The organism is Arthrobacter sp. TJ-266, assembly GCF_058269115.1.
The window spans coordinates 393,259-416,645 of sequence record NZ_JBZCNC010000001.1; the positions used below are offsets into that span (position 1 = coordinate 393,259).

Genomic DNA, 23,387 nt, shown 5'->3' on the forward strand with positions numbered 1-23,387 from the left:
GTCCGGAAGGTGGTGGGTAGATGCGGTTAGGTGTGCTCGACATCGGTTCGAACACCGTGCACCTGCTTCTGGTGGACGCTCACCCGGGCGGACGGCCGGTGCCGTTTGCCTCGCACAAGAAGCCCCTGCAACTCGTCGCGTACCTGGACGAGGACGGCAGCATCTCGCGTAAGGGCCAGGACGAGCTGGTGGGCTTCGTGCGTGAGGCGCGTGCGTTCGCCGCGGGCCACGACGCCGAGGACTTCCTCGCCTTCTGCACCTCGGCGATCCGCGAGGCACGGAACGGCCGCGAGGTCCTCGCTCGTGTGCGCGCCGAGACCGGCGTGGACCTCCAGGAGCTCTCCGGCGACCAGGAGGCGGCGGTGACCTTCCAGGCCGTGCGCCGCTGGTACGGGTGGGGCGCCCATTCCATCCTCAACCTCGACATCGGCGGCGGTTCCTTCGAGATGGCCATGGGAACCGACGAGCTCCCCGAGGTGGCGCTGTCCGTACCGCTGGGTGCCGGCCGGCTCACGCGCGACTGGCTGCAGGGCGATCCGCCGTCGGCCAAGAGCGTGAAGGCCCTCCGGCGCTACATCCGCGAGACGCTGGAGGAGGCCGTGCCGCGCTTCGCCCCGCTGGGCAGGCCGCACCTCGTCGCCGGGACCTCCAAGACGTTCCGTTCGCTCGCGCGGATCGCCGGAGCGGCACCCTCGGCCGCTGGGCCGTTCGTCCGGCGCGAGCTGCGCCTCGAGGACCTGCGCCTCTGGACCAAGCGCCTCAGTGCGATGAGCATCGACGACCGCACGAGCCTCGACGGCGTCTCCGAAACGCGCGCCCCGCAGGTGCTCGCGGGTGCCCTCGTGGCGGAGTGCGCGCTGGAGCTCTTCGACGTGCCCGGCATGGACATCTGCCCGTGGGCACTGCGCGAAGGGCTGCTCCTGCGCCGTTTCGACGCGAAGATGTTCGACGCCGACGAACCGCTCCCGGGTGCCGGTGTGGGGCACGCACAGCTCGATGCGACACGCCGGACGCCCGTGATCGGCGGCGTCTGACGTGGCCGCTCCCATGCCCGCCGTTCCCGCAATTCCCGTGGCCCTCTCCAGCGCGTCCGTCTACCCGCTCTCCGTGGTGGACGCCTTCTCGCTGGCGCAGGACCTCGGGTACGACGGCGTGGAGGTGATGGTCACCAACAACTCGGTGAGCCAGGACCCCTCGCAACTGAACGTCCTCGCGGAGCGGTTCGAGCTCCCCATCCTCGCCATCCACGCGCCGACGCTCCTGCTCACCCAGCAGGTGTGGGGGCGGGCCTGGACGAAGATCGAGATGTCCGCCGCGATGGCCGCCGAGGTGGGGGCGTCCACGGTGGTGACGCACCCCCCGTTCCGCTGGCAGACCGGGTATGCGGAGGTGTTCCCCGAGGGGATCGCACGGATCGCTGCCGAGTACGGCGTGGAGATCGCTGTCGAGAACATGTACCCGTGGAAGGTCCGGGGCCGCGAGGCGAAGGCGTACCTGCCGCACTGGAATCCCGTCCCCGAGCCCTACGAGCGCATCACCTGGGACTTCTCCCACGCGGCGATCGCCGGCATGGACTCCTACGAGGAGATCAAGGCGCTCGGCAGCAGGCTGGCGCACGTGCACCTGACCGACGGCACGCCGAACGGCAAGGACGAGCACCTGCTGCCCGGTCAGGGTACGCAGCGGTGCGCAGAGGCGCTCGCACACCTCGCGGACTCGCAGTGGAAGGGCGTCGTCGCGGTCGAGGTGAGCACACGCCGTGCGCGCGGTGCGGGGGAGCGCGAGGAGTGGCTGGCGGAGACGCTGCGCTTCGCCAGGTCCAACCTCGGTCAGCTGTAGCGAGGACCCGGGCGTACCCGGCGTCCTCGTGAAGTGCCGTTAACGAAGGATGGCGCCGGTGGCCTGTGCAGATGTTGGGGGGATCATCTGCTGCCACCGACGCCGGACCGGATCAGGAATTCCGGTCCTCATCACTCGCACCTCGTTGAGGTAGTACCAACACTAGGACGCCACGTTGGGCGGCAACGGCGAGGATGCTGGGAGTAGTCTGTGAGACCCTCGTGGCAGGATGTCAGCATGACCGACGCGACGCCGCGCATCGCCTTCCTGGGCTGCGGATCCATGAACGAAGCCATCCTCGCCGGGCTCCTCGCGGCCGGGCTCGATCCCCGACACGTGGTGGCCACGGTTCGTCGGAGCGAGCGGGCGGCGGAGCTCCGTGAGCGCCACGGCGTGACCGCCCTCGCCACCGCGGAGGACGACGGCGCGAACCGCGCGGCGGTGCGCGGCGCGGACGTCGTCGTGCTGGGGGTGAAGCCTGTCGGCACCGTACCGCTCGCCCGCGAGATAGCCGGATCCCTCGAGACCTCGGCCGTGGTGCTCTCCGTGGCTGCGGCCGTAACCATCGAGATGCTCGAGCGAGCCCTCCCCGACGGCCAGGCCGTCATCCGCTCGATGCCGAACACACCCTCGCGGGTGGGCCGTGGAGTGCTCTCCGTCTCGCCGGGAACCTCGGCAGGTCCCGACCAGGTGCAGCTCGCACGCGACCTGCTGGGCTCCGCCGGCACGGTCGTCGAGATCCCGGAGGACCAGGTGGACGCGCTCTCGGCCGTGAGCGGATCGGGACCCGCCTACGCGTTCTACCTCGCCGAGGCGATGGCGGCCGCGGGGGTGGAGCTCGGTCTCGACGCGGACCTGTCCGCGCTGATCGCGCGCGAGACCGTGGCCGGCGCGGGCTTCATGCTGGCCGAGGACGGGGCGGACGCCGCGGCACTGCGACGCGCCGTCACGAGCCCCAACGGCACCACGCAGAGCGCCATCGAGACGTTCGAGCGGCTCGGGCTCGCGCGGACCGTCACCGACGGCGCGCGCGCCGCCACGGCCCGTGCTGCGGAGATCACACGGGAACTCTCGGGCCCGGCGTCGCCCTGACGGGTGTCCGCGCCCAGAGGGCCAGCAGTGCCACCGGGAGCAGGACGCCGAGCGAGGTGAAGATCCGGAGCGCGAGGGGACCCTCGCCGGACACGGTGCCGGTGAACGTGAGGGTGATCGTGATGGAGGAGAACATCATCACCGGCACCATGGCGGCCACGATCACACGCCCCGCGGTCCGGCGTGCACCGGCGGTGCGGCCCGCAGCCACCAGGCCCACGGGGATCAGCAGCGCCACCCACACCCAGTGGTGGAACCACGAGATCGGGGAGATGGCGAGCATCACCACGGCGTTCGCGGTCACCGCGCGGAGGGGGTCGCCGTCGTCGTCCGCCCGCCTGACCGCGACGTAGCCGACCGCGATCACGAGGAGGCATGCGACGAGCCAGGCGGGGCGCTGCAGTGCCTCGGGCAGACCGGACTGCGTGGCGATGGAATTGAGCGACACGTTGTAGAGGTCCGCCGTGGCTCCCACGCGCGACGAGTCGAAGAGCGCCTTCAGCCAGAAGATCGCGGACTCCCGGGGCGCCAGCAGCCACCCGACGGCCACGGTGCCCGCGAAGGATGCCGCCATCCACGCCAGGGACCGCCAGTCACGCCGGGCCAGGAACACGAGCCCGAACGCGAGCGGCGTGAGCTTGATCCCTGCGGCCAGGCCGATCAGTACCCCGGAGGGCAGGCGGGGGATCGCAGGACGTCCGCGAGCACCAGCACCATCAGGAGCGCGTTGATCTGCCCGAACCCCAGCCCCTCCCGCCAGGGGCCGCTGATCCCGATGAGCAGCATCGCGGCCAGGAGTGCAGCCGGCGTGAACCAGTCGGGGCGGGCTCCACGGGTCGCGGCGCCGACGTACCGCACCACGACGGCGGCCACCCCGAGGAGGCAGAGGCAGGTGAGTGCTGTAACGACCACCAGGGCTGCGGCCTCCGGCACCAGCGCGAGGGGGACGAGGAGGAGCGCCGCGAACGGCGGGTACGTGAACGGCAGGCCGCGCGTGTCCGTGGTGATCAGGGCGTCGTCGTACAGCTGTGTGTCCCCGGCGCGGCCGAGCAGCGCGAGCGCGCCCTCCCGGTACACGCGGAGGTCGAGTCCGTGGATCTGGGCAGCGAGCACGACGACGGCGAGCACGAGGGCGCCGCCGATCAGGACGGCAGCACGCCCGCCGACGCGTCGGAGCATCTAGGGCCGGCCGGCGAAGCGCTCGAGCAGGTCCACGTGCCCGGACACGATCAGCATGTCGCGCCCCGAGACCTTGGTGTCCGCGCGGGCGTACGTGAAGTCCTCGCCCGGCGACTTCACGCCGACCACCGTGACGCCGTACTTCGAGCGGACGGAGGACTCCGCGAGGGTGAAACCCTGCGTCTCCTTCGGCGGGTACATCTTGACGATCGCGAAGCCGTCGTCGAACTCGATGAAGTCCAGCATGCGGCCACCGACCAGATGGGCGGCCCGCTGCCCCGCGTCCGCCTCGGGGTAGATCACGTGGTTCGCACCGATGCGCTTGAGGATCTTGCCGTGCGAGGGCGTGATGGCCTTGACCCAGAGGTGGTCGATACCGAGATCCACGAGGTTCGCGGCGATCAGCACGCTCGACTCGATCGAGGTACCCACCCCCACGACGGCGGCGGAGAACTCCTGCGCGCCGAGCTGGCGGAGCGAGTCGATGTTGGTGGCGTCCGCCTCCACGACGTGCGTGAGGATGCTCGCGAACTTCTGCACGAGCTGGGGGTCACGTTCGATCGCGAGGACCTCACGGCCCTGCTTGACGAGCTGTTCGGCGGTCGCGGCCCCGAACCGGCCGAGGCCGATCACGAGGACGGGGGCGTTGTGGGCGGGTCTCTCAGCCAATGATCGGCCTCTCGTCGGGGTAGCGGTAGAGCGTGCTGCGCTGCCTCAGCGCGAGTGCCGAGGCGAGGGTGATGGTACCCATGCGCCCTGCGAACATCAGGGCGGACAGGACGTACTTGCCGGCGGGCGGCAGTTCCGCGCTCAGGTTGGTGCTGAGGCCGCACGTCGCGAAGGCGGAGATGACCTCGAAGACCACCTTGTCGAGGGGTTCGTCGGTCATGCTGAGGATCAGCGCGCTGCCGATCAGCACGAGCGTGGCGCCCATGAAGATCACGGAGATGGCCACGCGCATGGCGCCGGAAGGGATGGTGCGCCCCCAGGCCCGGACGTCGTTGTCACCGCGCGCCTCGGCCACGATGGCGAGGAACATGACGGCTATGGTGGTGACCTTGATACCACCCGCCGTGGAGGCCGAGCCACCCCCGGCGAACATCAGGGCGTCCGTCAGGAGCATGGTGGTGGTGTTCATGGCGTTCTGATCCACGAGGTTGAAGCCGCCGGAACGCGTCATGACCGAGGCGAAGAGGGCGTGGATGGTCTTGTCCACGACTCCGAGGTTCCCGACGGTGCGGTCGTTCTCCCACTCGAGGAATCCCCACGCGAACGTGCCCGCGACCAGGAGGATGAGCGAGACGAAGACCGTGAGTTTCGCGTGCAGGGTCCACTTCGAGAAGCGGTGGCGCACCTGCACGAGCACCATGATCACGGGGAACCCGAGGCTGCCGAGGAAGACGCCGACCATGAGCGGCGTGAGGATCCAGAGATCGGTCTCGTACGGCACCAGGCCGTCGGTGTGGGGTGTGAAGCCTGCGTTGTTGAAGGCGGAGATGGAGTAGAAGACGCCGTGCCACACCGCCTGCCAGATCGGCTCCCCGAGGATGATGAAGCGGGGGATGAGCACGAGCGCGAGGACCACCTCGATGACCACGGACGTGGTGATGACGATCCGCAGGAGCGTGCCGATCTCGCCGAGGCGGCTCGCGTTGTTCAGGGCCTCCTGCGCCAGCAGCTTGCCGCGTACACCGAGCCGCTTGCTCACGATCAGCGCGAGGAGGGAGGCGAGCGTCAGCGTACCGAGGCCGCCGATGAAGATGCCGAGGAGGATCACCACCTGCCCGAAGAAGGACCAGTGGGTGGCGGTGGACACCACCGTGAGGCCCGTGACGCACACGGCCGAGACCGCCGTGAAGAAGGCGTCGTGCAGGGCCGTCACCTCACCCGTGCTCGAGGACATCGGGAGGCTGAGCAGGGCCGTGAAGAGAAGGATCACCGCGGTGAAGATGAACAGGGCCAGCCGGGCGGGGGAGCTGTTGGCGAAGGAGTCGACGAAGTCGCGGACCGAGGCCAGTAACCCGAAGTACCTGTTCCGATCGTCCTTCAGCCAGCGTGGCTGTTGACTAACCATTGACGTCCGCTCTGCCCCGAGTGCCGGTTCCATGTGCGCAGTGTTCCTGCAGTAGTAAAGCATCCCACCGATGCCCGTCGTCGGACGATCCGGCATCGCGTACCCTTGCCTTGATGTCAACGCGCGCCGGGTCGGCTCCACCTCTCCAGGTCGTCTGGAACAGCTCCATGCTGGCCTACGACTTCGGCGGTCAGCACCCCATGAACCCCGAGCGCCTCCACCTCACGGCGCGTCTCGCCCGCGACTGCGGGCTCTTGGACCTCGACGGCGTCACCGTCGCCTCGCCGGAGGTCGCGTCCGACGACGAGCTGGCCTCCGTGCACGACACCGCGTACATCGCGGCGGTCCGCGACGCCAGCGGCAACCCCGACCGCCCGGACGCCGCCTTCGGCCTCGGCACCGAGGACAACCCGGTGTTCGCCGGCATGCACGAGGCCAGTGCCCGCCTCGCGGGTGGCTCCCTCGGCGCGGCGGAGGCCCTCATGGACGGCACCGCCGTGCGTGCCGTCAACTTCGGCGGCGGTATGCACCACGCGTCCCGAGCGCGGGCCAGTGGCTTCTGCATCTACAACGACGCCGCCGCGTCCATTCAGCGGCTCCTCGACCGCGGTGCCGAGCGTGTCCTCTACATCGACGTCGATGCACACCACGGCGACGGCACCGAGAGCATCTTCTGGGACGACCGCCGTGTCATGACCATCTCGCTGCACGAGACCGGGATGAGCCTGTTCCCGGGCACAGGCTTCGCCGCGGAGACGGGCGGGCCGGGCGCCGAGGGGTACGCCGTCAACGTCGCTCTTCCCACCACCGCGGGCGACGCGGCCCTCCTCCGGGCGTTCCATGCCGTCGTGCCGCAGCTCGCCGCCGCCTTCGTCCCCGACGTGATCGTCAGCCAGCACGGCTGCGACTCGCACCGCGAGGACCCGCTCACCAACCTCCGCGTGAGCGTGGACGCGCAGCATGCCCTGATGGTCGGCGTACGGGATCTCGCGGACGCGCTCTGCGACGGGCGGTGGATCTCGACGGGCGGCGGTGGGTACGCCCTCGCCAGCGTGGTCCCGAGGTCCTGGGCGCTGCTCGTCGCCGTGGCCGCGAACTCCGCCATCGGGCCCGCGACCCCCGTGCCCGCAGCGTGGCGGGACTACGTGCTGGAACGGCACGGCCTGGACACCCCGCGGCTCATGGGCGACGGCGCGGACACCTGGTGGCGGTCGTGGGACATCGGCTACGACCCGAGCGACGACCTCGACCGTACGGTGATGGCCACCCGAAAATCCGTGTTCCCCCTGCACGGGCTCGATCCCTGGTTCGACTGAGCCGCGTCCGCCGCAGAACACCGGGCGGGGAAGCGCGCGCAGGATGCCTCACGGCGTATATATCGCTAGGGTGGGCGGATGGGAATCGATGATGTCTTCGCCGTCATCGCCGAGGGCACGCGGAGGCAGATCCTCGAGACGCTGCGCGAGGGTGACAGGGCGGTGGGGGAGCTCGTCATCGAGCTGCAGGTCAGCCAGCCGACGGTGTCCAAGCACCTGAAGGTCCTTCGCGAGGCCGGTCTCGTGTCGATGCGCGCCCAGGGCCAGAAGCGCTTCTACTCCCTCGAGACCGCACCGCTCGACCACGTCCGGGCCTGGCTCTCCGAGTTCGAGGCGCGCCCCGATCCCACGACGACTGCGGTTCCCGGGAGCGTGGACGGGACCGCCGGTTCACCATCCGCGTCCGCGCCGGCGGAGGTCGGGGAGGCCCCGGTGCCGGGGTCCGTCGTCCTTCCGGTGCCCGACGCGGAGCTGGAGCCGATACCCGACGTGCTCGCGGCAGCGGTGCTCGCCGGGCACGGGCCGACATCCGGCGTCGACGCCCGGCGTCCGATCGGACGGACCATGGGCCGTGCGGCGGAACGTGCCGGGGACCTGATCTCGCAGCTCAGGCGGCGGCGGGATCCGTCCGCCGACCGCTAGCGCGCCGGGCACCCTCGCGGGCGGTAGTCGTGGCCTTTCACTTTGGTCACATCAGCCACTACAGTGAACGCCTAGGCGGATAATCCTGATCATTCAAGGCGACACGCCGATCAGTCGCCCTCGGATGCCCCTTCGAACCGTTCCCGAAGTGGATTCAGGCCTTCATGCAAAGGAATAGTGGTGAGATGGCAGACGGGATTAACTTCTCGGATGTGCAGTTCTTGACGGTCGCGGAGGTCGCGGACCTCATGCGGGTGTCGAAGATGACCGTGTACCGTCTCGTCCACTCGGGCGATCTCCCGGCTGTGCAGTTCGGCAGGTCCTACCGCGTCCCCGAGTCGGCGGTCGAGGAATTCCTGCAGCAGGCGCAAGTGGACGGGCAGTCCGAGAGCGCATGACCGCCGGGCCGTCCGGGCCGTTCACCAAACGGATGTACCCTATTAAGGAGCTTTTGGGCGGGCCACTGCCCGCTCTTCTGTGTACGTCATCCGGGTAGATGCCAGCAGGCATACGCCTCCGTCACCAGTGCTGCTCCGAGGCCACGGCCGCGGGAATGCCTGGCACCACAACAGTTTGTGAGGACTCTATGGGTTCAGTAATCAAGAAGCGCCGCAAGCGCATGGCGAAGAAGAAGCACCGCAAGCTGCTTCGCAAGACCCGTCACCAGCGCCGCAACAAGAAGTAGCAGCGCCCGGCTCACTGCCGCAGTGACCCGCACGGCCCGGACTCCCGCTTCATGGCGAGGATGCCGGGCCGTCGTCGTTCCACCGGAGCCGCCAGGCGAGGGACGGTCAGTGCGCCCTGAACCTCGAGAACCCCCGCCACAGGCCGTACACGGACCCTGCCACGGTCGCGACCCGCAGGCCGAGCGTGGCCGCGCGCCGGCCGCTGCGGAAGTCGTAGACGGGCCAGTTGTTGGCGCGGGCATGACGCCGGAGGCGGCTGTCGGGGTTGATCGCCACCGGGTGGCCCACCACGGTGAGCAGGGGGATGTCGTTGTAGGAATCGCTGTAGCCCCAGGAGCGTGCGAGGTCGAGGTGCTCCTTCTCGGCCAGGGCCAGCACCGCGGCCGCTTTCGCGGGTCCGTGCAGGAAGTCACCGACCAGCTGTCCCGTGTACAGGCCGTCCGCGACCTCCCCGACCGTCCCGAGCGCGCCCGTGAGCCCCAAACGGCTCGAGATCACCGCGGCCACCTCCACGGGCGTGCCGGTCACGAGCCACACCTGCCGGTTCGAGGAGAGGTGCTGCTCGGCGAGGGCCCGCGCGCCGGGCCAGATCTTGGAGGCGATCATCTCGTCGTAGACCTCCTCGCCCAGCGCGAGGATGTCCTCATGGGCGATCCCGATCGCGAAGGCCAGCGCCGCGTCCCGCACCGAGTTCACGTCCGTCATCGTCTCGCCGCGCATGATGAAGCGCAGCTGCTTCCAGGCGAGCCCCGCCGCGAATCGCAGGGTGAACGCCTTGCGCTGGTACATCTTCCGGGCCACGTGGAACAGGCTCGCACCGCGCATGAGCGTGTTGTCGACGTCGAAGAACGCGGCCTCCCCGGTCGAGGACGGCTGCGGACGCTCTGTGGAGGGTCCGAGACCCCGGCTGGCATCCGGCATGCTCCGAGTCTAGCGATGCTGTTCGCACCGCCCGCGTGCGGCCAGGCGCTCCGCAGTACGGTGGACCCCATGGACCCCATGGATCCCCTGGACCCCACCGAGCCCACGGACCCCGTCGAGCGCGCACCCGGATCGGTCGGCGCCGGCGTGGTCCTCCTGACCCGCGCCCAGTGCCACCTGTGCGACGCCGCGCGGGACGTCGTCGCCCGCGTCACCGCCGACCTCGGCCATGACTGGCGTGAGGTGACCGTGGCGGAGGAGCCGGAGCTCGGGGCGCGGTTCGCGGAGGAGCTGCCGGTGCTGTTCATCGATGGCGTGCAGCGCGACTTCTGGTCCATCGACGAGGCGAGACTCCGCCGCCTGCTCGCGCCTCCCCGCTGACGCCGGCACGTCGTCAGGGTGACGCTCGGAGCCCGCCTCTCCCGACGATGCCCGTCGGTCACCAGCCCCTCGAACGCTCCGTGACCGCCTGGCTTGGAGGGCCCCGTGGTGCCCGCATACAGTGGGGTTACTTCCGCCCCCGACGCCGCGGGACCGGACACGCGCACACCGCCAGGTGCGGCGGTGCTACCAACGGAGCCGATGACTGTGACACTGCCGGACATGCCAGGCCTGCACCCCGTCCCGGACGCGGCGCGCCAGATCCCTCCGGCGTCGGTGGCCCGACTCACCATCTACCTCCGGGCCCTCACCACGCTGCTGGCGGACGGGATCGAGAGGGTCTCCTCCGAGGAGCTGGCCGATGCCGCCGGCGTGAACTCCCCGATGCTGCGGAAGGACCTCTCCTACCTTGGCTCCTACGGCACGCGTGGCGTGGGGTATGACGTGCAGTACCTCAGCCGCCAGGTGTCCACGGCCCTCGGCCTGACCCTCGACTGGCGGGTGGCGATCATCGGGGCCGGCAACCTCGGTCGCGCCCTCGCGGGCTACTCGGGTTTCGTGTCCCGCGGCTTCGAGATCGTTGCGCTCCTCGACGCCGACCAGATGGTCATCGGGTCCGAGATCGGGTTCCTCAGGGTCGGCGCGGTGGACGACCTCGAGGGGATCCTCGGGCGCACGCGCGCCAACATGGCGGTGCTGTCCGTCCCCGGGGCGGTGGCGCAGGAGCTCTGCGATCGCCTGGTCGCGGCCGGTATCTCCAGCATCCTCAGTTTCGCCCCCGTGGTGCTGCAGGTGCCGCCACATGTCCAGGTGCGGAAGGTGGACATGTCCACCGAGCTGCAGATCCTGGCCTATCACGCACAGAGGGCGCAGGAGACGGATCTCGATCCGATCTCCCGCGCCCAGTAACGCGTCCTTCGCGGGTCAGGTTCGGGGGTCAGTACCCGAGCTGCCGCGGTGCGAAGTACGGGCGGGCCGGCTTCAGGTAGGTCATGACGACGCCGGCAACCCCGAGAAGCATGACGATCACGCTCAGCCCCAGGTTGAGCCCCGAGGTCTCCGGCATGGGCTGGGCCGCGGCCTCGGACATCTGTTGCATGAGGGGCAGGAGAAGGAACGTGGCGAGCAGGCCCAATGCGTTGAGAGCCGCGAGGACCGTGGCGGTGATGCGAGCCCAGTTCTGGCCCTTCCGGATGAAGACGGCCAGCACCACGTAGACGGCGGCGACGACTACGGCGAAGACGATACCCACACCAATGCCCACGGACGCGCCTGCCACGTCCGGGACGTCCGTGATCAGCGCCGAGACGATGGCCGACAGAAGATAGAGGGCACCGGCGGCGAGGATCAGGTAGTAGGCCCGCATGACCTCCTTGGGCGCCGGCCCCTTGTCTGTCGGAGCACCCGCGTAGGTTCCCCCACCCTGGGTGGGGTAGGCGTAGCCCGAGGGCTGGGCCGCCTGGTAGCCGTAGTTCCCCTGGTTCGGCTGCCCGTAGGTGTTCTGCTCGGGGCTGCCGTACTGGTTCGGCTGGCCGGCCCCGCTGGCCTTGCCTCCGGGCGCGCTCCAGCCCGGTCCGTTCGGGTTGTCCTGTGGCGTGCTCATTGCGGCGTCCTCCGTCGTGATGTCTGCTGCTGCCCGCCGCCGGTGCCCCCATCGGACGTTCCCTGCGCGGTGCACTGGTGATCGATCACCATCACCCTAGTTCGTCGCCTTCGAGCCGCACCAGAGCGGCGCCCACCCTCGGCAGCGGCGATCGGTGAGGGAGGGGCTCACGTGGTGAAGCGCCAGGAACGACGACGGCCGGCGTCGTCCGTGGGGACGACGCCGGCCGGCGGCGGATGCCTCGCTGTCCGGGAAGCGGATGCGCGGGGCGTGTCCGACGCTCAGGTCGGACGGAGGGATCAGACGGTGGCGGGAGCCGGAGCCACGAAGGCGGCCTCGATGGTGATGGTCACTTTGTCGCCGACGAGCACGCCACCGGCTTCGAGGGCGGCGTTCCAGGTCAGGCCGAAGTCCTTGCGGGAGATGGTCGTCGACGCGGAGACACCGGCGCGGGTTGCACCGAAGGGATCCACGGCCACGCCGTTGAACTCGGCGTCGAGCACCACGGACTTCGTGATGCCGCGGATGGTCAGGTCACCGGTGATGGTGTAGGTCTCGCCCGAGCCGGCGTGCGAGGTGGAGACGAAGGTCATGTCGGGGAACTGCTCGACGTCGAAGAAGTCGGCGCCCTTGACGTGTCCGTCGCGGTTCTCGTCACCGGAGGTGAAGGAGGCGGTCTTGATGGTGGCACTGATGGTCGAGTCCTCGAGCGAGGAGCCGACGGTCAGCGACGCATCGACGTCCTTGAAGGAGCCGCGCACCTTGCTGATACCGGCGTGACGGACGCTGAAACCGACCTCGCTGTGTGCGGGGTCGAAGGACCAGGTGCCGGAAGTGAGGCCTGAGGGAACGGTCATGGTGATCTCCTGGGAAGTGTGTGGGTATGTACGCACTACAAAAGCATGCGTATGCATGTTTTATTCCGAGGGGGCGCTCGGCGTCCAGCGCGCCGCGACACACTCCTTCACGGAGGAGGCCGGGCTGCCCACCCATCCGCGATTGGCCGAGGTGTGTGCGGATGCGGGAAACTGGATCCATGCAGCGATCAACCGTGCACCTGGTGCGCCATGGAGAGGTCCACAACCCGGACGGAGTCCTCTACGGACGGCTCCCGGAGTTCCACCTCTCGGACCTCGGCCGCCGGATGGCGTCACAGGTCGCGGAGCACTTCGCCCGACAGCAGGCCGACGGCGCGGCGATCGTGCACCTCGTCGCCTCGCCACTGACGCGGGCCCAGGAGACAGCGCAGCCCGTCGCCGACGCCCTGGGCCTCGAGATCGAGACGGACGATCGCATCATCGAGGCGGAGAACCGCTTCGAGGGCATGTCGCGGATCAAGAGCAGGTTGCGGCAGCCACGCTACTGGCCACTGCTCGTCAACCCCTTCCGTCCGTCGTGGGGCGAGCCGTACACCCTCCAGGCCGATCGCGTCCTGGCCGGCGTGCACGACGCACGGCTGCGCGCCCTTGCGCTGGCGGGGAGCGACGCCGAGCGCCCGCCCGAGGCCATCATGGTGAGCCATCAGCTGCCCATCTGGGTCACGAGGCTCGCGGCGGAGCAGCGGCGCCTCTGGCACGACCCGCGCCAGCGTGAGTGCACCCTGACGTCGGTCACGTCGCTCGACTTCGACGGCGACGTCGTCCGGCGTGTCCGCTACGCCGAGCCGTGCGCCGATCTGCTGCCCGGTGCCGCGAATGTCCCCGGGGCGTAATAGAATTACTACACGTCGTAGAAATGAACGGAAGAAGCTGTGACCACCATCTCCCGCCGCCAGGGCAACCGCCGTACAGGAGTGCTCCGGGTGCTCCTCGGCGTCGTCGTTCCGGTGTCACTCGCGCTCACCGCCTGCACGGCCGATGATCCGCTGGCGCAGCAGGCGGCAGCGGGTGACGGCAAGAACTACATCGCCGGTGACGGCTCGGTGACGGAGTACGCCGCGAGCGAGCGCGGGGAGCCCGTGGCGATCGAGGGGGCACTCTTCGACGGCACCGAGGTCTCCAGTGCCGACTGGGACGGCCAGGTGACCGTGCTCAACTTCTGGTACGCGTCCTGTGCGCCCTGCCGCGAGGAGGCACCGGACCTCGTCTCCCTGCACGAGGAGTACGCACCGCAGGGTGCCGCCTTCTACGGCGTCAACATCCGCGACGAGCAGGCCACCGCCGAGGCCTTCGAGCGCAGCTTCGCCATCCCGTACAAGAGCTTCGCCGACAAGAACGGCGGGGTGCTGCTGGACATGACCCAGTACGTGCCTCCCACGGCTGTTCCCACCACGATCGTGCTCGACCGCGAGGGCCGCGTCTCGGCGCGCATCCTCGGGCTCGCGGACCGCAGCACGCTGGACGCTCTGATCAGCGATGCGCTCGAGAGCTGACGCGCCGCTGCGGCGCCGACCATGACGGGCTCCCTCAGCGCGTCGGTTCCCCTCGTGGCCGGGAACGCCTTCGCCGACACCGTGCTGAACGGGTCCATGCTGCTCGCGCTGCCCGTCGCACTGCTCGCCGGACTGGTCTCCTTCGCCTCCCCGTGCGTACTCCCGCTCGTGCCGGGGTACCTCGGGTACGTCACGGGGCTCACCGGGGTGGATCTCGAGAAGCAGAGGCGCGGGCGGATGGTCGCCGGTATCGGGCTCTTCGTGCTCGGGTTCTCCGTGGTCTTCATGGCCTACGGCACGTTGTTTGGTCAGTTGGGAGCCTTCCTGACGGTCTCGCAGGGCTGGCTGATCCAGGTCTTCGGTGTGGTGGTGATCCTCCTCGGCGTGGTCTTCATGGGTGGCCTCTCCTGGTTCCAGCGTGAGAGCCGCGTCCACGCCCGTGTACCCGCGGGGCTCCTCGGGGCGCCGCTGCTCGGAGTGACGTTCGGCCTCGGGTGGGCACCGTGCATCGGCCCCACCCTCGGAGCGGTGCAGCTCCTCGCGATCTCCGGCGACGACGCCTCGGCGCTGAAAGGCGCGGTGCTGACGTTCGTGTACTGCCTGGGCCTCGGCCTGCCGTTCCTCCTCGTGGCCCTCGGTGTGCGGCGGGGCATGGGGGCCATGGCATTCTTCCGGCGGCACCGGCTGCTGCTGCAGCGCGCGGGCGGCGGCCTCCTGGTGCTGGTCGGCGTCCTGATGGTCACCGGTGTCTGGAACCTCTGGGTGACCCGGCTGCAGGACCTGGTGATCGGGAACGTGGTGCTGCCGATCTGACGGGCAGCAGTGAACGGGACCGCGAACGGCGGCTCGGGCGTTGAGAGGATGACGCCCCCGCAGGGCCGCGAACGACGACGAACGACGACGAACGACGACGAACGATGACAGTGACGGAAGAGGAACGGTGAAGCAGGACCTCACGCAGGACCGACGGACCGACGGTGCAGGACGCCCCGGGTCCGACGTCGTGCTGCCCACACTCGGCTTCGTGGGTACCCTGCGGTGGGCGTGGACGCAGTTGACGAGCATGCGGACGGCGCTGTTCCTGCTGCTGCTCCTCGCCGTCGCCGCGGTGCCGGGTTCGCTGTTCCCGCAGCGTCCCGCGAACCCCGCGGTGGTCACCCAGTACCTCCAGGACAACCCTGACACCGGCCCCGTCCTCGATGCGTTCCAGCTCTTCGACGTCTACTCCTCCGTCTGGTTCTCCTCCATCTACCTTCTGCTCTTCGTCTCGCTCATCGGCTGCGTGATCCCGCGGGCGATCGCGCACTCGAAGGCCGTCCGGTCGACGCCGCCGCGCACGCCCAAGCGGCTCTCCCGGCTGCCGGTCTACGGCACGCTCGAGGTGCCGGCGCACCAGGTGCGCGCAGCCGGGCTCACGCCGTCGTCCGCCGCCCAGGAGGCCGCGGTGTTGCTGCGCAAGCGCGGCTACCGCGTGGACGTGCGCGACGCCGCCACCGACCGCCCGTCCATCGGTGCGGAGCGCGGCCTGTCGAAGGAACTCGGCAACCTCGTGTTCCACACGTCGCTGATCGGCGTGCTCATCTCCGTCGCCGTCGGCGGCCTGTTCGGGTACAACGGGCAGAAGGTGATCGTCGAGGGCGACAGCTTCGTGAACACGCTGATCGGCTACGACAGCTTCAGCCCGGGCTCCAACTTCTCGGACGACCAGCTCGAGCCCTACTCGATCAGGCTCGACTCCTTCGACGTCCGCTTCGACCGCGAGCAGCAGAGCAGCTACGGGCAGCCGCTCGACTTCACCGCGAACCTCACCACCCAGGACGGGCCGGGGGAGCCCGAAACCTCGGAGGTGCTGAAGGTCAACGCGCCCCTGACCATCGGCGGCACCAACGTGTACCTCGTCGGCAACGGGTACGCGCCCGTGGTGACGGTGCGCGACGGCGAGGGCAACATCGCCTCGGAAGGTCCCGTGGTGTCCGTCCCCTCGGACGGCATGTACACGTCGCTGATGGTCGTCAAGGCGCCGGATGCCCAGCCGGACCAGCTCGGATTCGTGGGGTTCTTCCTGCCCACGGCCTTCGTGGACGAGGAGGGCGTCTCCTTCTCGCGGGACCCGGACCCCTTCAACCCGCAGCTCAACCTGAACTCCTACTACGGCGACCTCGGGCTCGACGACGGCACCCCCGAGAACGTGTACGTCCTCGACACGGAGAACCTGACCGAGCTCAACAGCAGGAACAACGACGACGGCGGGATCGTGCTCGGCGTCGGCCAGACCTACGACCTCCCCGAGGGGAAGGGTTCCATCACGTTCGACGGCCTGCGGCGCTACGTGGCCCTCGACATCCACCACGATCCCGGGGAGATCGGCGCGCTGGTCTTCTCGACCCTCGCCCTGCTGGGTCTCACGGCGTCGCTCTTCATCGGACGCCGCAGGCTCTGGGTGCGGACCGGCGAACACCCGGACGGCCGCCTCATGGTGGAGTACGGGCTCCTGGCGCGCGGCGAGGACCACAGGCTACCCGCCGAGGGTGCCGCGGTGCGCAAGCTGCTCGCGGACCGCTGGTTGGTGCAGGGCGCCGCGGCGGAGGACGATGGTAAGCAGGACGTCGGCGCAGGACCTGCCTCCGGCACGGGGCAGACACATCTCAACTCGAAGGACAACTGATGCCAGTACCAGTCAACGAAGAGCTCGGACAGGTCAGTGAGCTCTTCATGCTCCTGGCGTCCATCGCCTACGTGGTGGCCCTGATCTTCTTCGTGCTCGATCTCGTGCGGTCCAGCTCGACCATCGGTTCGCTCGAGAGCCGCCTGGCGAGCGAGAAGGCGGCGCCCGTCCTCGCAGGAGTGGGAGCACGCGGCAATGCCGGAGCGTCCGTCACTGCGCCCGCAGCCCCCGTCACGGCCGACGACTCCATGGACTACGGGTCCGGCGAACGTCGCGGGATCGCGCGCGTCGCCGTCTCGCTGACGGTGCTCGCCGCCGTCATCCATGGTGCCGCCGTGGTGACTCGCGGCCTCGCCGCGCACCGCGTGCCGTGGGGCAACATGTACGAGTTCTGCACCACCGGCGCCTTCTTCGTCGCCGTCATCTTCCTCGTCGCGCTCACGCGGAAGGACCTCCGCTTCATCGGGTCCTTCGTGATCGGCCTCGTGGTCATCATGCTGTGTGCCGCCACCGTCGGCTTCCCCACGCCCGTGGCGCGCCTGATCCCGGCCCTGCAGAGCTACTGGCTCGTGGTGCACGTCTCCATCGCCGTGGCGTCCTCGGCACTGTTCACCATCACCTTCGCGATGTCCGTGCTGCAGCTCCTGCAGACCAACCGCGAGGCGAAGCTGCTCGCGGGCAAGGCGGACGGCGCCAAATTCCTCCGGCTCGTACCCTCCGCTCTCAGCCTCGAGAACCTCTCCTACCGCCTGAACGCCGTGGCCTTCGTGGGCTGGACCTTCACGCTCATGGCAGGTGCCATCTGGGCCGAGCAGGCCTGGGGACGCTACTGGGGCTGGGACACCAAGGAGGTCTGGACGTTCGTGATCTGGACCGTCTACGCGGGCTACCTCCACGCCCGTGCGACGCGCGGCTGGACCGGTACGAGGGCGGCCTGGCTGTCGATCGTCGGCTACCTCTGCATCGTCTTCAACTTCACGATCGTCAACATCTACTTCGCGGGACTGCACAGCTACGCGGGCTGAGCACCACGTGAACGGCCACGAGGCCCCGCAGCAATCATCGCTGCGGGGCCTTTCGCATGTGATGGGCCTGAGGAACAAGGAGGGTCTTGACCTCCTGAACAGCGGACCAGTCCTTGACCTCCGGTCCGAGAACCGTGTACGAGTCAGCCTGGACGCATGGCCCGGACTGGTCCGCATCTGGCCGATGCGTCAGGACCAACTCCCCGAAGCACACAAAGCCCTCGATGACGCCGCGCACTTCCTGCTCGAAGCAACTGCCTACCCGACAAGAACCACCGGCGGACGCTCAATCGGCGCCCTACGGCGGCGGTCGACTGACGGGGTCCTGCTCGGTAGGCAGGACAGCGTAGCTCGGCACGCCAGGTCCTACCGGTGCGTTAACTCAGCGGCCGTTGCCGGTGAGGACCTGTGCTGTTTCGTACATGTGTTCCTCGACTGCGCGGGCTGCTCCGGGTGCGTCGCCGATCTTGATCGCCATCACGATGCCTGCGTGCCGGTGTGGACTCATATTGCTCAGGGCCTGGTGCACCCCGGCATACATGACGCTCATGCGGATCGAGCCCTCGAGTGACTTCCAGGAGTGCAACAGGGTCTGGTTGCCGGTAAGGGTGCAGAGCGTCTGGTGGAAGTGCAGGTCAGCTTCGATGCGGTCGTCCAGGGCACCGTCCGCCGACTCCTCCATGCGCTCAATACCGTCCTCCAGCTCGCGCACGATCGCACCCCGATCGCTCTGCTCGGACAGCATCCGGGCAGCCAGTCCCTCCAGGGCCGCTCGTACCTGGAAGATATCGCGGACATCGGAGCTGCCGAGGTGACGGACGGACAACCGTCCCCGCGCTCCAGCGGAGATGAGCCCTTCCTGTTGCAGCTGCCGCATGGCTTCGCGCAACGTGCCCCGGCTGATCTGAAGCTTTTCCGACAGTTCCGTCTCGACCAGATGCGTTCCCGGAGCCAGCTCTCCGGTCGTGATGGCACGCCGCAACGCGGTCAGCGCCAGTTGGCGGAGATTGTTCTTTTCCAGTCCTCCAAGGAGTGATGGTGGTGCTGCCGTCATGATGGGCCCTTCGCCGGTGGTGAATGTCGACATTTATTTGTTGACATTGATCTTACGGATCGACCGGTCTTTCACAGTGGCGGCTTCCGACATCTTTCAGTAAGGATTTGGGCTGGGCTACGCCAGTTCGCTGAGGACTTTCTGAACGATGCGGTCGCGGGACAGACCGTACCGTTCGTGCAGGGTTGGGAGGGCGCCGGCGTCGAGGAACAGGTCAGGCAGCGCGATCGGCACGATTTTGCTGCAGGCACCGTTGCGGACGGCGACGCCGGCAACGGTCTCGAACAGGCCGCCGATCTCGGTGTGGTTCTCCAGTGTCACCACCAGGCGGTCCTTGCCGAGCTCACGAAGCACGGTCTCGTCGTCGAACGGCTTGATGGTGGGGGAGTGGAGCACTGCGACGTCGACGTTGTGGGAGGCCAGGTCCTGGGCGGCCTGCAGCGCCCGCATCGTCATGAGGCCGCTGGAGATGAACAGGACGTCTCTTCCGGGGCGGAGTTCCTTGGCTTTGCCGAGCTCGAACGTGTAGTCGTACTCGTCGAGCACGGTCGGGACGTTACCTCGGAGCAGGCGAAGGTACGTCGGTCCGTCGGAGGCGGCGAGCTGGGGAACGGCCTGCTCGATGTCGAGGGAATCGCAGGGGTCCACGATGGTGAGGTTCGGCATGCCGCGGAAAATGGCGATGTCTTCTGTTGCCTGGTGGCTCGGCCCGTATCCGGTAGTCAGCCCGGGAAGCCCGCCGACGATGTTGACGTTGAGGTTCGGTTCTGCGATGTCCAGGCACAGGAAGTCATAGGCACGTCGGGCGGCGAACACCGCGTAGGTCGAAGCGAAGGGAACCAGTCCTGCTTCGGCCATCCCTGCGGCGGCTCCGAAGAGGAGCTGCTCGGCCATGCCCATCTGGAAGAACCGGTCAGGGTAGGCCCTCGCGAAGATGTGCATGTCCGTGTATTTGCCGAGGTCCGCGGTCAGACCGACGATCTTGGGGTTGTGCTCCGCTGCCTTGACCAGTGCGTGCCCGAATGGTGCCGGGGCGGTCTTCTGTCCGGGATCGGCGAAGGAGGCGATCATGGCGGAGGTCTTGAGCTTCGGCTTCACGGCAGCCGTGGTGTCGGGGGCCTCGGTGGTGGTGCTGGTGGTGGTGCTCATTGCGCGGCCTTTCCTTCGTCTCCGGCGGTGAGCTGCTCACGGCAGATCTGCCATTCGTGTTCTTCGATGCGCATGAAGTGGGCTTTCTCCCGCTCCTCGAGCAGAGGCACGCCTTTGCCGACCTTCGTGTCGCAGAGGATGACGGAGGGACGTCCGGTGGGGGCGGCTTCGCGGGCAATGTTGTCGAGCGCTTCCAGGAGAGCCGTGGCGTCGTTGCCGTTCACGCGTTGGGTGTGCCAGCCGAAGGCCGCCCACTTGTCAGCGGCAGGTTCGATGCTGAGCACGGTCTTGGTGGCGCCGTCGGCCTGCAGCGCATTCATGTCGACCAAAGCGGTGAGGTTGCCGAGCTGGTGGTGGTGGGCTCCCATGGCCGCTTCCCAGGTTGATCCCTCGTCGAGTTCGCCGTCCGAGAGGAAGTTGAAGATCCTCGACTCGGAGCCCTGCAGCCGCAGTCCCAGTGCCAGGCCGACGGCGACGCCGAGTCCGTGCCCGAGGGACCCGCCGGAGATCTCCATGCCGGGGGTGTAGGAGGCCATGCCGGACATGGGCAGCCGGGAATCATCGGACCCGTAGGTCTCGAGCTCATGGAGGGGGATGATGCCGGCTTCGGCCAGCGCGGCGTAGTGCCCGATGGCGTAGTGGCCGGTGGAGAGCAGGAACCGGTCGCGGCCGGTCCAGTGCGGGTCTGCGGGGCGGAAGCGCAGCTGGTCGGCGTAGACGGCAGCGAACATGTCCGCGGAACCCAGCGCCTGACCGACGTAGCCCTGGCCCTGCACTTCGCCCATGTTGAGTGCGTAGTGGCGGGCCCGGTAGGCGGCCGCCTCGACGGCGGCGACGCGGGCGCTGAAATCGGGGTGGTCGGCGCCGCTCACAGTGGTGTCCGCGGCGGTAGTGCTGGGGCCGTTTGTGGGTCGGGCGCTGGTGGCGGGGCTGGATGTCAGAGTCATGGGTGCTCTTTCTGGTTCCCGGAAGCGGTATCGGTCAGAAGTATCAGGCAGAGGGGTTGTCAGACGTGCTGGGGGAGGGGGACGTTCTTACCGGCTTCCTCGGCGAGCTGTCGTTCCTTCGGTCCCCAGGTCTCTCGGGTCATCAGCGCTGCGACGAGGCCGATGAGGGCGTAGGTGGAGAAGAGCAGTGCCGGGCCGAGCCAGCCGAGCTGGATGTAGAGCAGGGTGGTGATGAAGGGCGTGAAGCCGGACACCATGGCCGAGATCTGGTAGGCGAGCGAAGCTCCGGATGCCCGGGTCTTGGCCTGGAAGAGTTCGGGGAACCATGCTCCCTGAGCGCCGGCCAGTGAGTTCTGGCAGACGGCGTAGGAGATGACGATGGTGATCATCACGCAGATGAACAGGCCGGTGTTGGCGAGCAGGAACATGGGGATGCCGAAGAGGGCGGCGAATGCGCAGGACCACACGTAGAGGGGTCGGCGTCCGATGCGGTCGGTGAGGCGCGCCCATGCCATGGTGGCGAAGATGCCGATGAACGAGGCCACGCAGAGGGACGTCAGGGTTTCGGTCCGTGTCGCCAGCTCCGTCGTGTTCAGGTAGGAGATCATGTAGGTCACGGCGACGGCGTAGCCGGCTGTTTCGGCGACGCGGAGGCAGATGCCACGCACGATGCTGCGCCAGTCCTGGCGAACGACCTGGACGATGGGGTTCCGAACGATGTCGCCCTGTTCCTTGACGTCCTCGAAAACGGGGGACTCAGGCACCTTGGACCGGATAATCAGGCCGACGGCAACGAGCACGATGCTGGCAAGGAACGGTATGCGCCAGGCCCAGTCCCCGATGAGGTTGGCGCTGGCGAGGAAGACGAGGTTCGCCAGGAGGAGTCCGACGGGGAAGCCTGCCTGGACGATGCCGGTGTACTTGCCCTTGGACTTCCAGGGGGCGTGTTCGTAGCTCATGAGGATTGCGCCCCCCCATTCGGCACCGAACGCCAGGCCCTGGATGATGCGGACAATGACCAAAAGGATCGGGGCGAGGATGCCCACGGTCTCGTACGTGGGCAGGAGCCCGATGGCGAAGGTCGCCAGACCCATGATGATCAGGGAGGCCACGAGGACGGGCTTGCGGCCTACCTTGTCCCCGAGGTGGCCACCAATGATGCCTCCAAGCGGGCGGGCAGCGAAGCCGACGCCCAGGGTGGCGAACGAGGCCAGGGTGGCTGTGACCGGATCGGCGCCGGGGAAGAACGCCGGTCCGAAGTAGAGGGCTGCGGCGGTTCCGAAGCCGATGAAGTCGTAGGTTTCGATGACGGCGCCGACGCCTGATCCGACGGCGACTTTGCGGGCATCCTTCGTTCCGTGAACGTGGCCTCGCATCTGGAGAGCTTCGTTGCTCATCGTGATCCTTTACTCAGAAGGGCTTGTCGACTGTTAACACTGCGTTCACACAAGTGTGACCCGGGGCACATTACTTGTCAACAGTTGACAGACGGCGCGTTCGTTGGAGGTTCTCCGGGCGGCTGGGTCGGCAAAGGGGCCAACGCGATGTGTCCATCAGGCCGCGTGCCAACTACCCATCGACCGCATGCCACGGAGGGGAAGAGAGCCGGACCTAATGAATGTGGCTTCCGCCGTTGATGTCGATCGTGGTGCCGGTGAGGTAGGAGGAGTCATCAGAGGATAGGAAGGCGATGACTCCGGCGATTTCGTCCGTCGTCGCGGTGCGACCCAGGGGGATGTCCCGGGCGAGGGCCGCTTCCTGTTCTGGGGTGCTGCCGACCCGGATGTTGGTGTCGACGGCCCCTGGGGTGACGGCGTTGACGGTGACGCCGCTATCGGCCAGTTCCCGGGCCAGTGCTTTGGTGAAGCCGAGGATCGCGGCCTTGGCTGCGGAGTAGGGGACCTTGCCGAAGACACCGCCGCCGCGCTGCGCGGAGACGGAGGACATGTTCACGATGCGGCCCCACCCGTTCTCGAGCATGGCAGGCAGGAAGGCCTTTGTCACCAGGTACGTGCCGGTGGCGTTGACGGCCATGACCTTGTTCCACAAGTCGAGGGTGGTCTCGAGGAAGGGGACGGGTGAGGTGATGCCTGCGATGTTCGCCACGGCGCCGACGGGAGGCAGGTTGCCGGCTGAGATGTGGGCTGCGACGGCAGCTCGGGCTGCAGTGACGGAGGGCTCGCTGGTGACGTCGACTGCGTAGCCGAATCCGGGTACACCGAATTCCTTGCTGATCTCCGTGGCGACCTTCGCGGACGTTTCGCCATTGAGGTCCAGGACGACGATGGCCCACCCGTCCTGCGCGTAGCGGCGGGCGGTGGTGATGCCGATTCCGCGGGGAGAGGTCGCTCCGGTGATGACGGCGGTTCGTTGGGCGCTGGGCATGATGCTCCTGTACTGGTCATGGTGCTCTTGCTGGTGCTTGTCGTGGAACGGGTTCAGG

The 23,387-nt window shown here is 68.2% G+C and carries 24 protein-coding genes and 1 pseudogene; 14 read left to right on the forward strand and 11 right to left on the reverse strand.

The annotated features are described in order from the left end of the window. Positions 1-20 precede the first annotated feature (20 nt). The 3 genes from AC4D12_RS02010 (at position 21) to proC (ending at position 2,931) form a co-directional block, all read left to right on the forward strand. Complete coding sequence (locus AC4D12_RS02010) at positions 21-1,034, forward strand: Ppx/GppA phosphatase family protein (protein ID WP_490948113.1); 1,014 nt, start codon at positions 21-23, stop codon at positions 1,032-1,034. Between the two features lie 13 nt (positions 1,035-1,047). Beyond that, positions 1,048-1,839: a sugar phosphate isomerase/epimerase family protein gene (locus AC4D12_RS02015; RefSeq protein ID WP_490948114.1), complete on the forward strand. Its 792-nt coding sequence runs from the start codon at positions 1,048-1,050 to the stop codon at positions 1,837-1,839. 237 nt (positions 1,840-2,076) lie between these two features. Further along, a complete protein-coding gene (gene proC, locus AC4D12_RS02020) occupies positions 2,077-2,931 on the forward strand; it encodes a pyrroline-5-carboxylate reductase (RefSeq protein ID WP_490948115.1) in 855 nt (284 codons plus the stop codon). Here the strand turns inward: proC and AC4D12_RS02025 are convergent. The 3 genes and pseudogenes from AC4D12_RS02025 to AC4D12_RS02035 all read right to left on the reverse strand — a co-directional run bounded on the left by AC4D12_RS02025 (position 2,897) and on the right by AC4D12_RS02035 (position 6,184). Beyond that, a pseudogene (locus AC4D12_RS02025) lies at positions 2,897-4,110 on the reverse strand (glycosyltransferase 87 family protein). The gene proC and the pseudogene AC4D12_RS02025 sit on opposite strands and share 35 nt — an antisense overlap. After that, positions 4,111-4,779: a potassium channel family protein gene (locus tag AC4D12_RS02030; protein WP_490948116.1), complete on the reverse strand. Its 669-nt coding sequence runs from the start codon at positions 4,777-4,779 to the stop codon at positions 4,111-4,113. After that, a complete protein-coding gene (locus tag AC4D12_RS02035; protein WP_490948117.1) occupies positions 4,772-6,184 on the reverse strand; it encodes a TrkH family potassium uptake protein in 1,413 nt (470 codons plus the stop codon). Before AC4D12_RS02035 ends, AC4D12_RS02030 begins: the two co-directional genes overlap by 8 nt. Before the next feature lie 113 nt (positions 6,185-6,297). Here AC4D12_RS02035 and AC4D12_RS02040 point away from each other — a divergent pair, with 113 nt between their 5' ends. The 4 genes from AC4D12_RS02040 to AC4D12_RS02055 all read left to right on the forward strand — a co-directional run bounded on the left by AC4D12_RS02040 (position 6,298) and on the right by AC4D12_RS02055 (position 8,827). After that, positions 6,298-7,500, forward strand: coding sequence for an acetoin utilization protein AcuC (locus tag AC4D12_RS02040; RefSeq protein ID WP_490948118.1), 1,203 nt, complete (start codon positions 6,298-6,300; stop codon positions 7,498-7,500). Positions 7,501-7,578: 78 nt separating this feature from the next. Next, positions 7,579-8,142 (forward strand): ArsR/SmtB family transcription factor, encoded by a 564-nt coding sequence (locus AC4D12_RS02045; protein WP_490948119.1) that lies wholly within the window; start codon positions 7,579-7,581, stop codon positions 8,140-8,142. Positions 8,143-8,327: 185 nt separating this feature from the next. Next, entirely contained in the window at positions 8,328-8,540 is a 213-nt protein-coding gene (locus AC4D12_RS02050) for a helix-turn-helix domain-containing protein (protein ID WP_490948120.1), read from the forward strand. 188 nt (positions 8,541-8,728) lie between these two features. Next, complete coding sequence (locus tag AC4D12_RS02055; protein WP_003792170.1) at positions 8,729-8,827, forward strand: 30S ribosomal protein bS22; 99 nt, start codon at positions 8,729-8,731, stop codon at positions 8,825-8,827. A 106-nt stretch (positions 8,828-8,933) separates the two neighbouring features. Here AC4D12_RS02055 and AC4D12_RS02060 read toward each other — a convergent pair whose 3' ends face one another. Next, on the reverse strand, positions 8,934-9,749 hold the full coding sequence (locus AC4D12_RS02060) for an HAD family hydrolase (protein ID WP_490948121.1): 816 nt from the start codon (positions 9,747-9,749) through the stop codon (positions 8,934-8,936). 15 nt (positions 9,750-9,764) lie between these two features. On the opposite strand from AC4D12_RS02060, the gene AC4D12_RS02065 reads away from it, so the two are divergent. After that, positions 9,765-10,130, forward strand: a complete 366-nt coding sequence (locus AC4D12_RS02065; RefSeq protein ID WP_490948122.1) for a glutaredoxin family protein — start codon at positions 9,765-9,767, stop codon at positions 10,128-10,130. A gap of 201 nt (positions 10,131-10,331) precedes the next feature. After that, positions 10,332-11,039 (forward strand): redox-sensing transcriptional repressor Rex, encoded by a 708-nt coding sequence (locus tag AC4D12_RS02070; RefSeq protein ID WP_490948123.1) that lies wholly within the window; start codon positions 10,332-10,334, stop codon positions 11,037-11,039. A gap of 28 nt (positions 11,040-11,067) precedes the next feature. Here the strand turns inward: AC4D12_RS02070 and AC4D12_RS02075 are convergent, their stop codons facing one another. Both AC4D12_RS02075 and AC4D12_RS02080 read right to left on the reverse strand, forming a co-directional pair. Next, on the reverse strand, positions 11,068-11,733 hold the full coding sequence (locus AC4D12_RS02075) for a hypothetical protein (protein WP_490948124.1): 666 nt from the start codon (positions 11,731-11,733) through the stop codon (positions 11,068-11,070). Positions 11,734-12,032: 299 nt separating this feature from the next. Next, positions 12,033-12,590 (reverse strand): YceI family protein, encoded by a 558-nt coding sequence (locus AC4D12_RS02080; RefSeq protein ID WP_490948125.1) that lies wholly within the window; start codon positions 12,588-12,590, stop codon positions 12,033-12,035. Positions 12,591-12,769: 179 nt separating this feature from the next. Here AC4D12_RS02080 and AC4D12_RS02085 point away from each other — a divergent pair, with 179 nt between their 5' ends. The 5 genes from AC4D12_RS02085 (at position 12,770) to ccsB (ending at position 17,794) form a co-directional block, all read left to right on the forward strand. Beyond that, the gene (locus tag AC4D12_RS02085; RefSeq protein WP_490948126.1) at positions 12,770-13,444 is read left to right on the forward strand and encodes a histidine phosphatase family protein; all 675 of its coding nucleotides are present in this window, start codon (positions 12,770-12,772) and stop codon (positions 13,442-13,444) included. A gap of 39 nt (positions 13,445-13,483) precedes the next feature. Beyond that, positions 13,484-14,104 (forward strand): TlpA family protein disulfide reductase, encoded by a 621-nt coding sequence (locus AC4D12_RS02090; protein ID WP_490948127.1) that lies wholly within the window; start codon positions 13,484-13,486, stop codon positions 14,102-14,104. 21 nt (positions 14,105-14,125) lie between these two features. Beyond that, complete coding sequence (locus AC4D12_RS02095; protein ID WP_490948128.1) at positions 14,126-14,917, forward strand: cytochrome c biogenesis CcdA family protein; 792 nt, start codon at positions 14,126-14,128, stop codon at positions 14,915-14,917. A 127-nt stretch (positions 14,918-15,044) separates the two neighbouring features. Continuing rightward, positions 15,045-16,769 carry a cytochrome c biogenesis protein ResB gene (gene resB, locus AC4D12_RS02100; RefSeq protein WP_490948129.1) on the forward strand — a complete coding sequence of 575 codons (1,725 nt, stop codon included), beginning with the start codon at positions 15,045-15,047 and terminating at the stop codon, positions 16,767-16,769. Beyond that, the gene (gene ccsB, locus AC4D12_RS02105) at positions 16,769-17,794 is read left to right on the forward strand and encodes a c-type cytochrome biogenesis protein CcsB (RefSeq protein WP_490948130.1); all 1,026 of its coding nucleotides are present in this window, start codon (positions 16,769-16,771) and stop codon (positions 17,792-17,794) included. The genes resB and ccsB overlap by 1 nt, the downstream gene beginning before the upstream one ends. Before the next feature lie 382 nt (positions 17,795-18,176). On the opposite strand, the gene AC4D12_RS02110 is transcribed toward ccsB, so the two are convergent. The 5 genes from AC4D12_RS02110 to AC4D12_RS02130 form a co-directional block, all read right to left on the reverse strand. Next, on the reverse strand, positions 18,177-18,848 hold the full coding sequence (locus AC4D12_RS02110; RefSeq protein WP_490948759.1) for a GntR family transcriptional regulator: 672 nt from the start codon (positions 18,846-18,848) through the stop codon (positions 18,177-18,179). A 117-nt stretch (positions 18,849-18,965) separates the two neighbouring features. Further along, positions 18,966-19,997: a transketolase family protein gene (locus AC4D12_RS02115; RefSeq protein WP_490948131.1), complete on the reverse strand. Its 1,032-nt coding sequence runs from the start codon at positions 19,995-19,997 to the stop codon at positions 18,966-18,968. Further along, complete coding sequence (locus tag AC4D12_RS02120) at positions 19,994-20,944, reverse strand: transketolase (protein ID WP_490948132.1); 951 nt, start codon at positions 20,942-20,944, stop codon at positions 19,994-19,996. Before AC4D12_RS02120 ends, AC4D12_RS02115 begins: the two co-directional genes overlap by 4 nt. 59 nt (positions 20,945-21,003) lie before the next feature. After that, complete coding sequence (locus AC4D12_RS02125) at positions 21,004-22,341, reverse strand: MFS transporter (RefSeq protein ID WP_490948133.1); 1,338 nt, start codon at positions 22,339-22,341, stop codon at positions 21,004-21,006. A gap of 214 nt (positions 22,342-22,555) precedes the next feature. Next, positions 22,556-23,329: an SDR family NAD(P)-dependent oxidoreductase gene (locus AC4D12_RS02130; RefSeq protein WP_490948760.1), complete on the reverse strand. Its 774-nt coding sequence runs from the start codon at positions 23,327-23,329 to the stop codon at positions 22,556-22,558. Positions 23,330-23,387: the final 58 nt, after the last annotated feature.

Excerpts from the sequence above, each read along its gene's own strand:
- AC4D12_RS02010 (WP_490948113.1), top strand. The coding sequence starts at position 21 with ATGCGGTTAGGTGTGCTCGACATCGGTTCGAACACCGTGCACCTGCTT.
- AC4D12_RS02015 (WP_490948114.1), top strand. The coding sequence starts at position 1,048 with ATGCCCGCCGTTCCCGCAATTCCCGTGGCCCTCTCCAGCGCGTCCGTC.
- proC (WP_490948115.1), top strand. The coding sequence starts at position 2,077 with ATGACCGACGCGACGCCGCGCATCGCCTTCCTGGGCTGCGGATCCATG.
- AC4D12_RS02035 (WP_490948117.1), bottom strand. The coding sequence starts at position 6,184 with ATGGTTAGTCAACAGCCACGCTGGCTGAAGGACGATCGGAACAGGTAC.
- AC4D12_RS02040 (WP_490948118.1), top strand. The coding sequence starts at position 6,298 with ATGTCAACGCGCGCCGGGTCGGCTCCACCTCTCCAGGTCGTCTGGAAC.
- AC4D12_RS02045 (WP_490948119.1), top strand. The coding sequence starts at position 7,579 with ATGGGAATCGATGATGTCTTCGCCGTCATCGCCGAGGGCACGCGGAGG.
- AC4D12_RS02050 (WP_490948120.1), top strand. The coding sequence starts at position 8,328 with ATGGCAGACGGGATTAACTTCTCGGATGTGCAGTTCTTGACGGTCGCG.
- AC4D12_RS02055 (WP_003792170.1), top strand. The coding sequence starts at position 8,729 with ATGGGTTCAGTAATCAAGAAGCGCCGCAAGCGCATGGCGAAGAAGAAG.
- AC4D12_RS02060 (WP_490948121.1), bottom strand. The coding sequence starts at position 9,749 with ATGCCGGATGCCAGCCGGGGTCTCGGACCCTCCACAGAGCGTCCGCAG.
- AC4D12_RS02065 (WP_490948122.1), top strand. The coding sequence starts at position 9,765 with ATGCTGTTCGCACCGCCCGCGTGCGGCCAGGCGCTCCGCAGTACGGTG.
- AC4D12_RS02070 (WP_490948123.1), top strand. The coding sequence starts at position 10,332 with ATGACTGTGACACTGCCGGACATGCCAGGCCTGCACCCCGTCCCGGAC.
- AC4D12_RS02075 (WP_490948124.1), bottom strand. The coding sequence starts at position 11,733 with ATGAGCACGCCACAGGACAACCCGAACGGACCGGGCTGGAGCGCGCCC.
- AC4D12_RS02080 (WP_490948125.1), bottom strand. The coding sequence starts at position 12,590 with ATGACCGTTCCCTCAGGCCTCACTTCCGGCACCTGGTCCTTCGACCCC.
- AC4D12_RS02085 (WP_490948126.1), top strand. The coding sequence starts at position 12,770 with ATGCAGCGATCAACCGTGCACCTGGTGCGCCATGGAGAGGTCCACAAC.
- AC4D12_RS02095 (WP_490948128.1), top strand. The coding sequence starts at position 14,126 with ATGACGGGCTCCCTCAGCGCGTCGGTTCCCCTCGTGGCCGGGAACGCC.
- ccsB (WP_490948130.1), top strand. The coding sequence starts at position 16,769 with ATGCCAGTACCAGTCAACGAAGAGCTCGGACAGGTCAGTGAGCTCTTC.
- AC4D12_RS02110 (WP_490948759.1), bottom strand. The coding sequence starts at position 18,848 with ATGACGGCAGCACCACCATCACTCCTTGGAGGACTGGAAAAGAACAAT.
- AC4D12_RS02115 (WP_490948131.1), bottom strand. The coding sequence starts at position 19,997 with ATGAGCACCACCACCAGCACCACCACCGAGGCCCCCGACACCACGGCT.
- AC4D12_RS02120 (WP_490948132.1), bottom strand. The coding sequence starts at position 20,944 with ATGACTCTGACATCCAGCCCCGCCACCAGCGCCCGACCCACAAACGGC.
- AC4D12_RS02125 (WP_490948133.1), bottom strand. The coding sequence starts at position 22,341 with ATGAGCAACGAAGCTCTCCAGATGCGAGGCCACGTTCACGGAACGAAG.
- AC4D12_RS02130 (WP_490948760.1), bottom strand. The coding sequence starts at position 23,329 with ATGCCCAGCGCCCAACGAACCGCCGTCATCACCGGAGCGACCTCTCCC.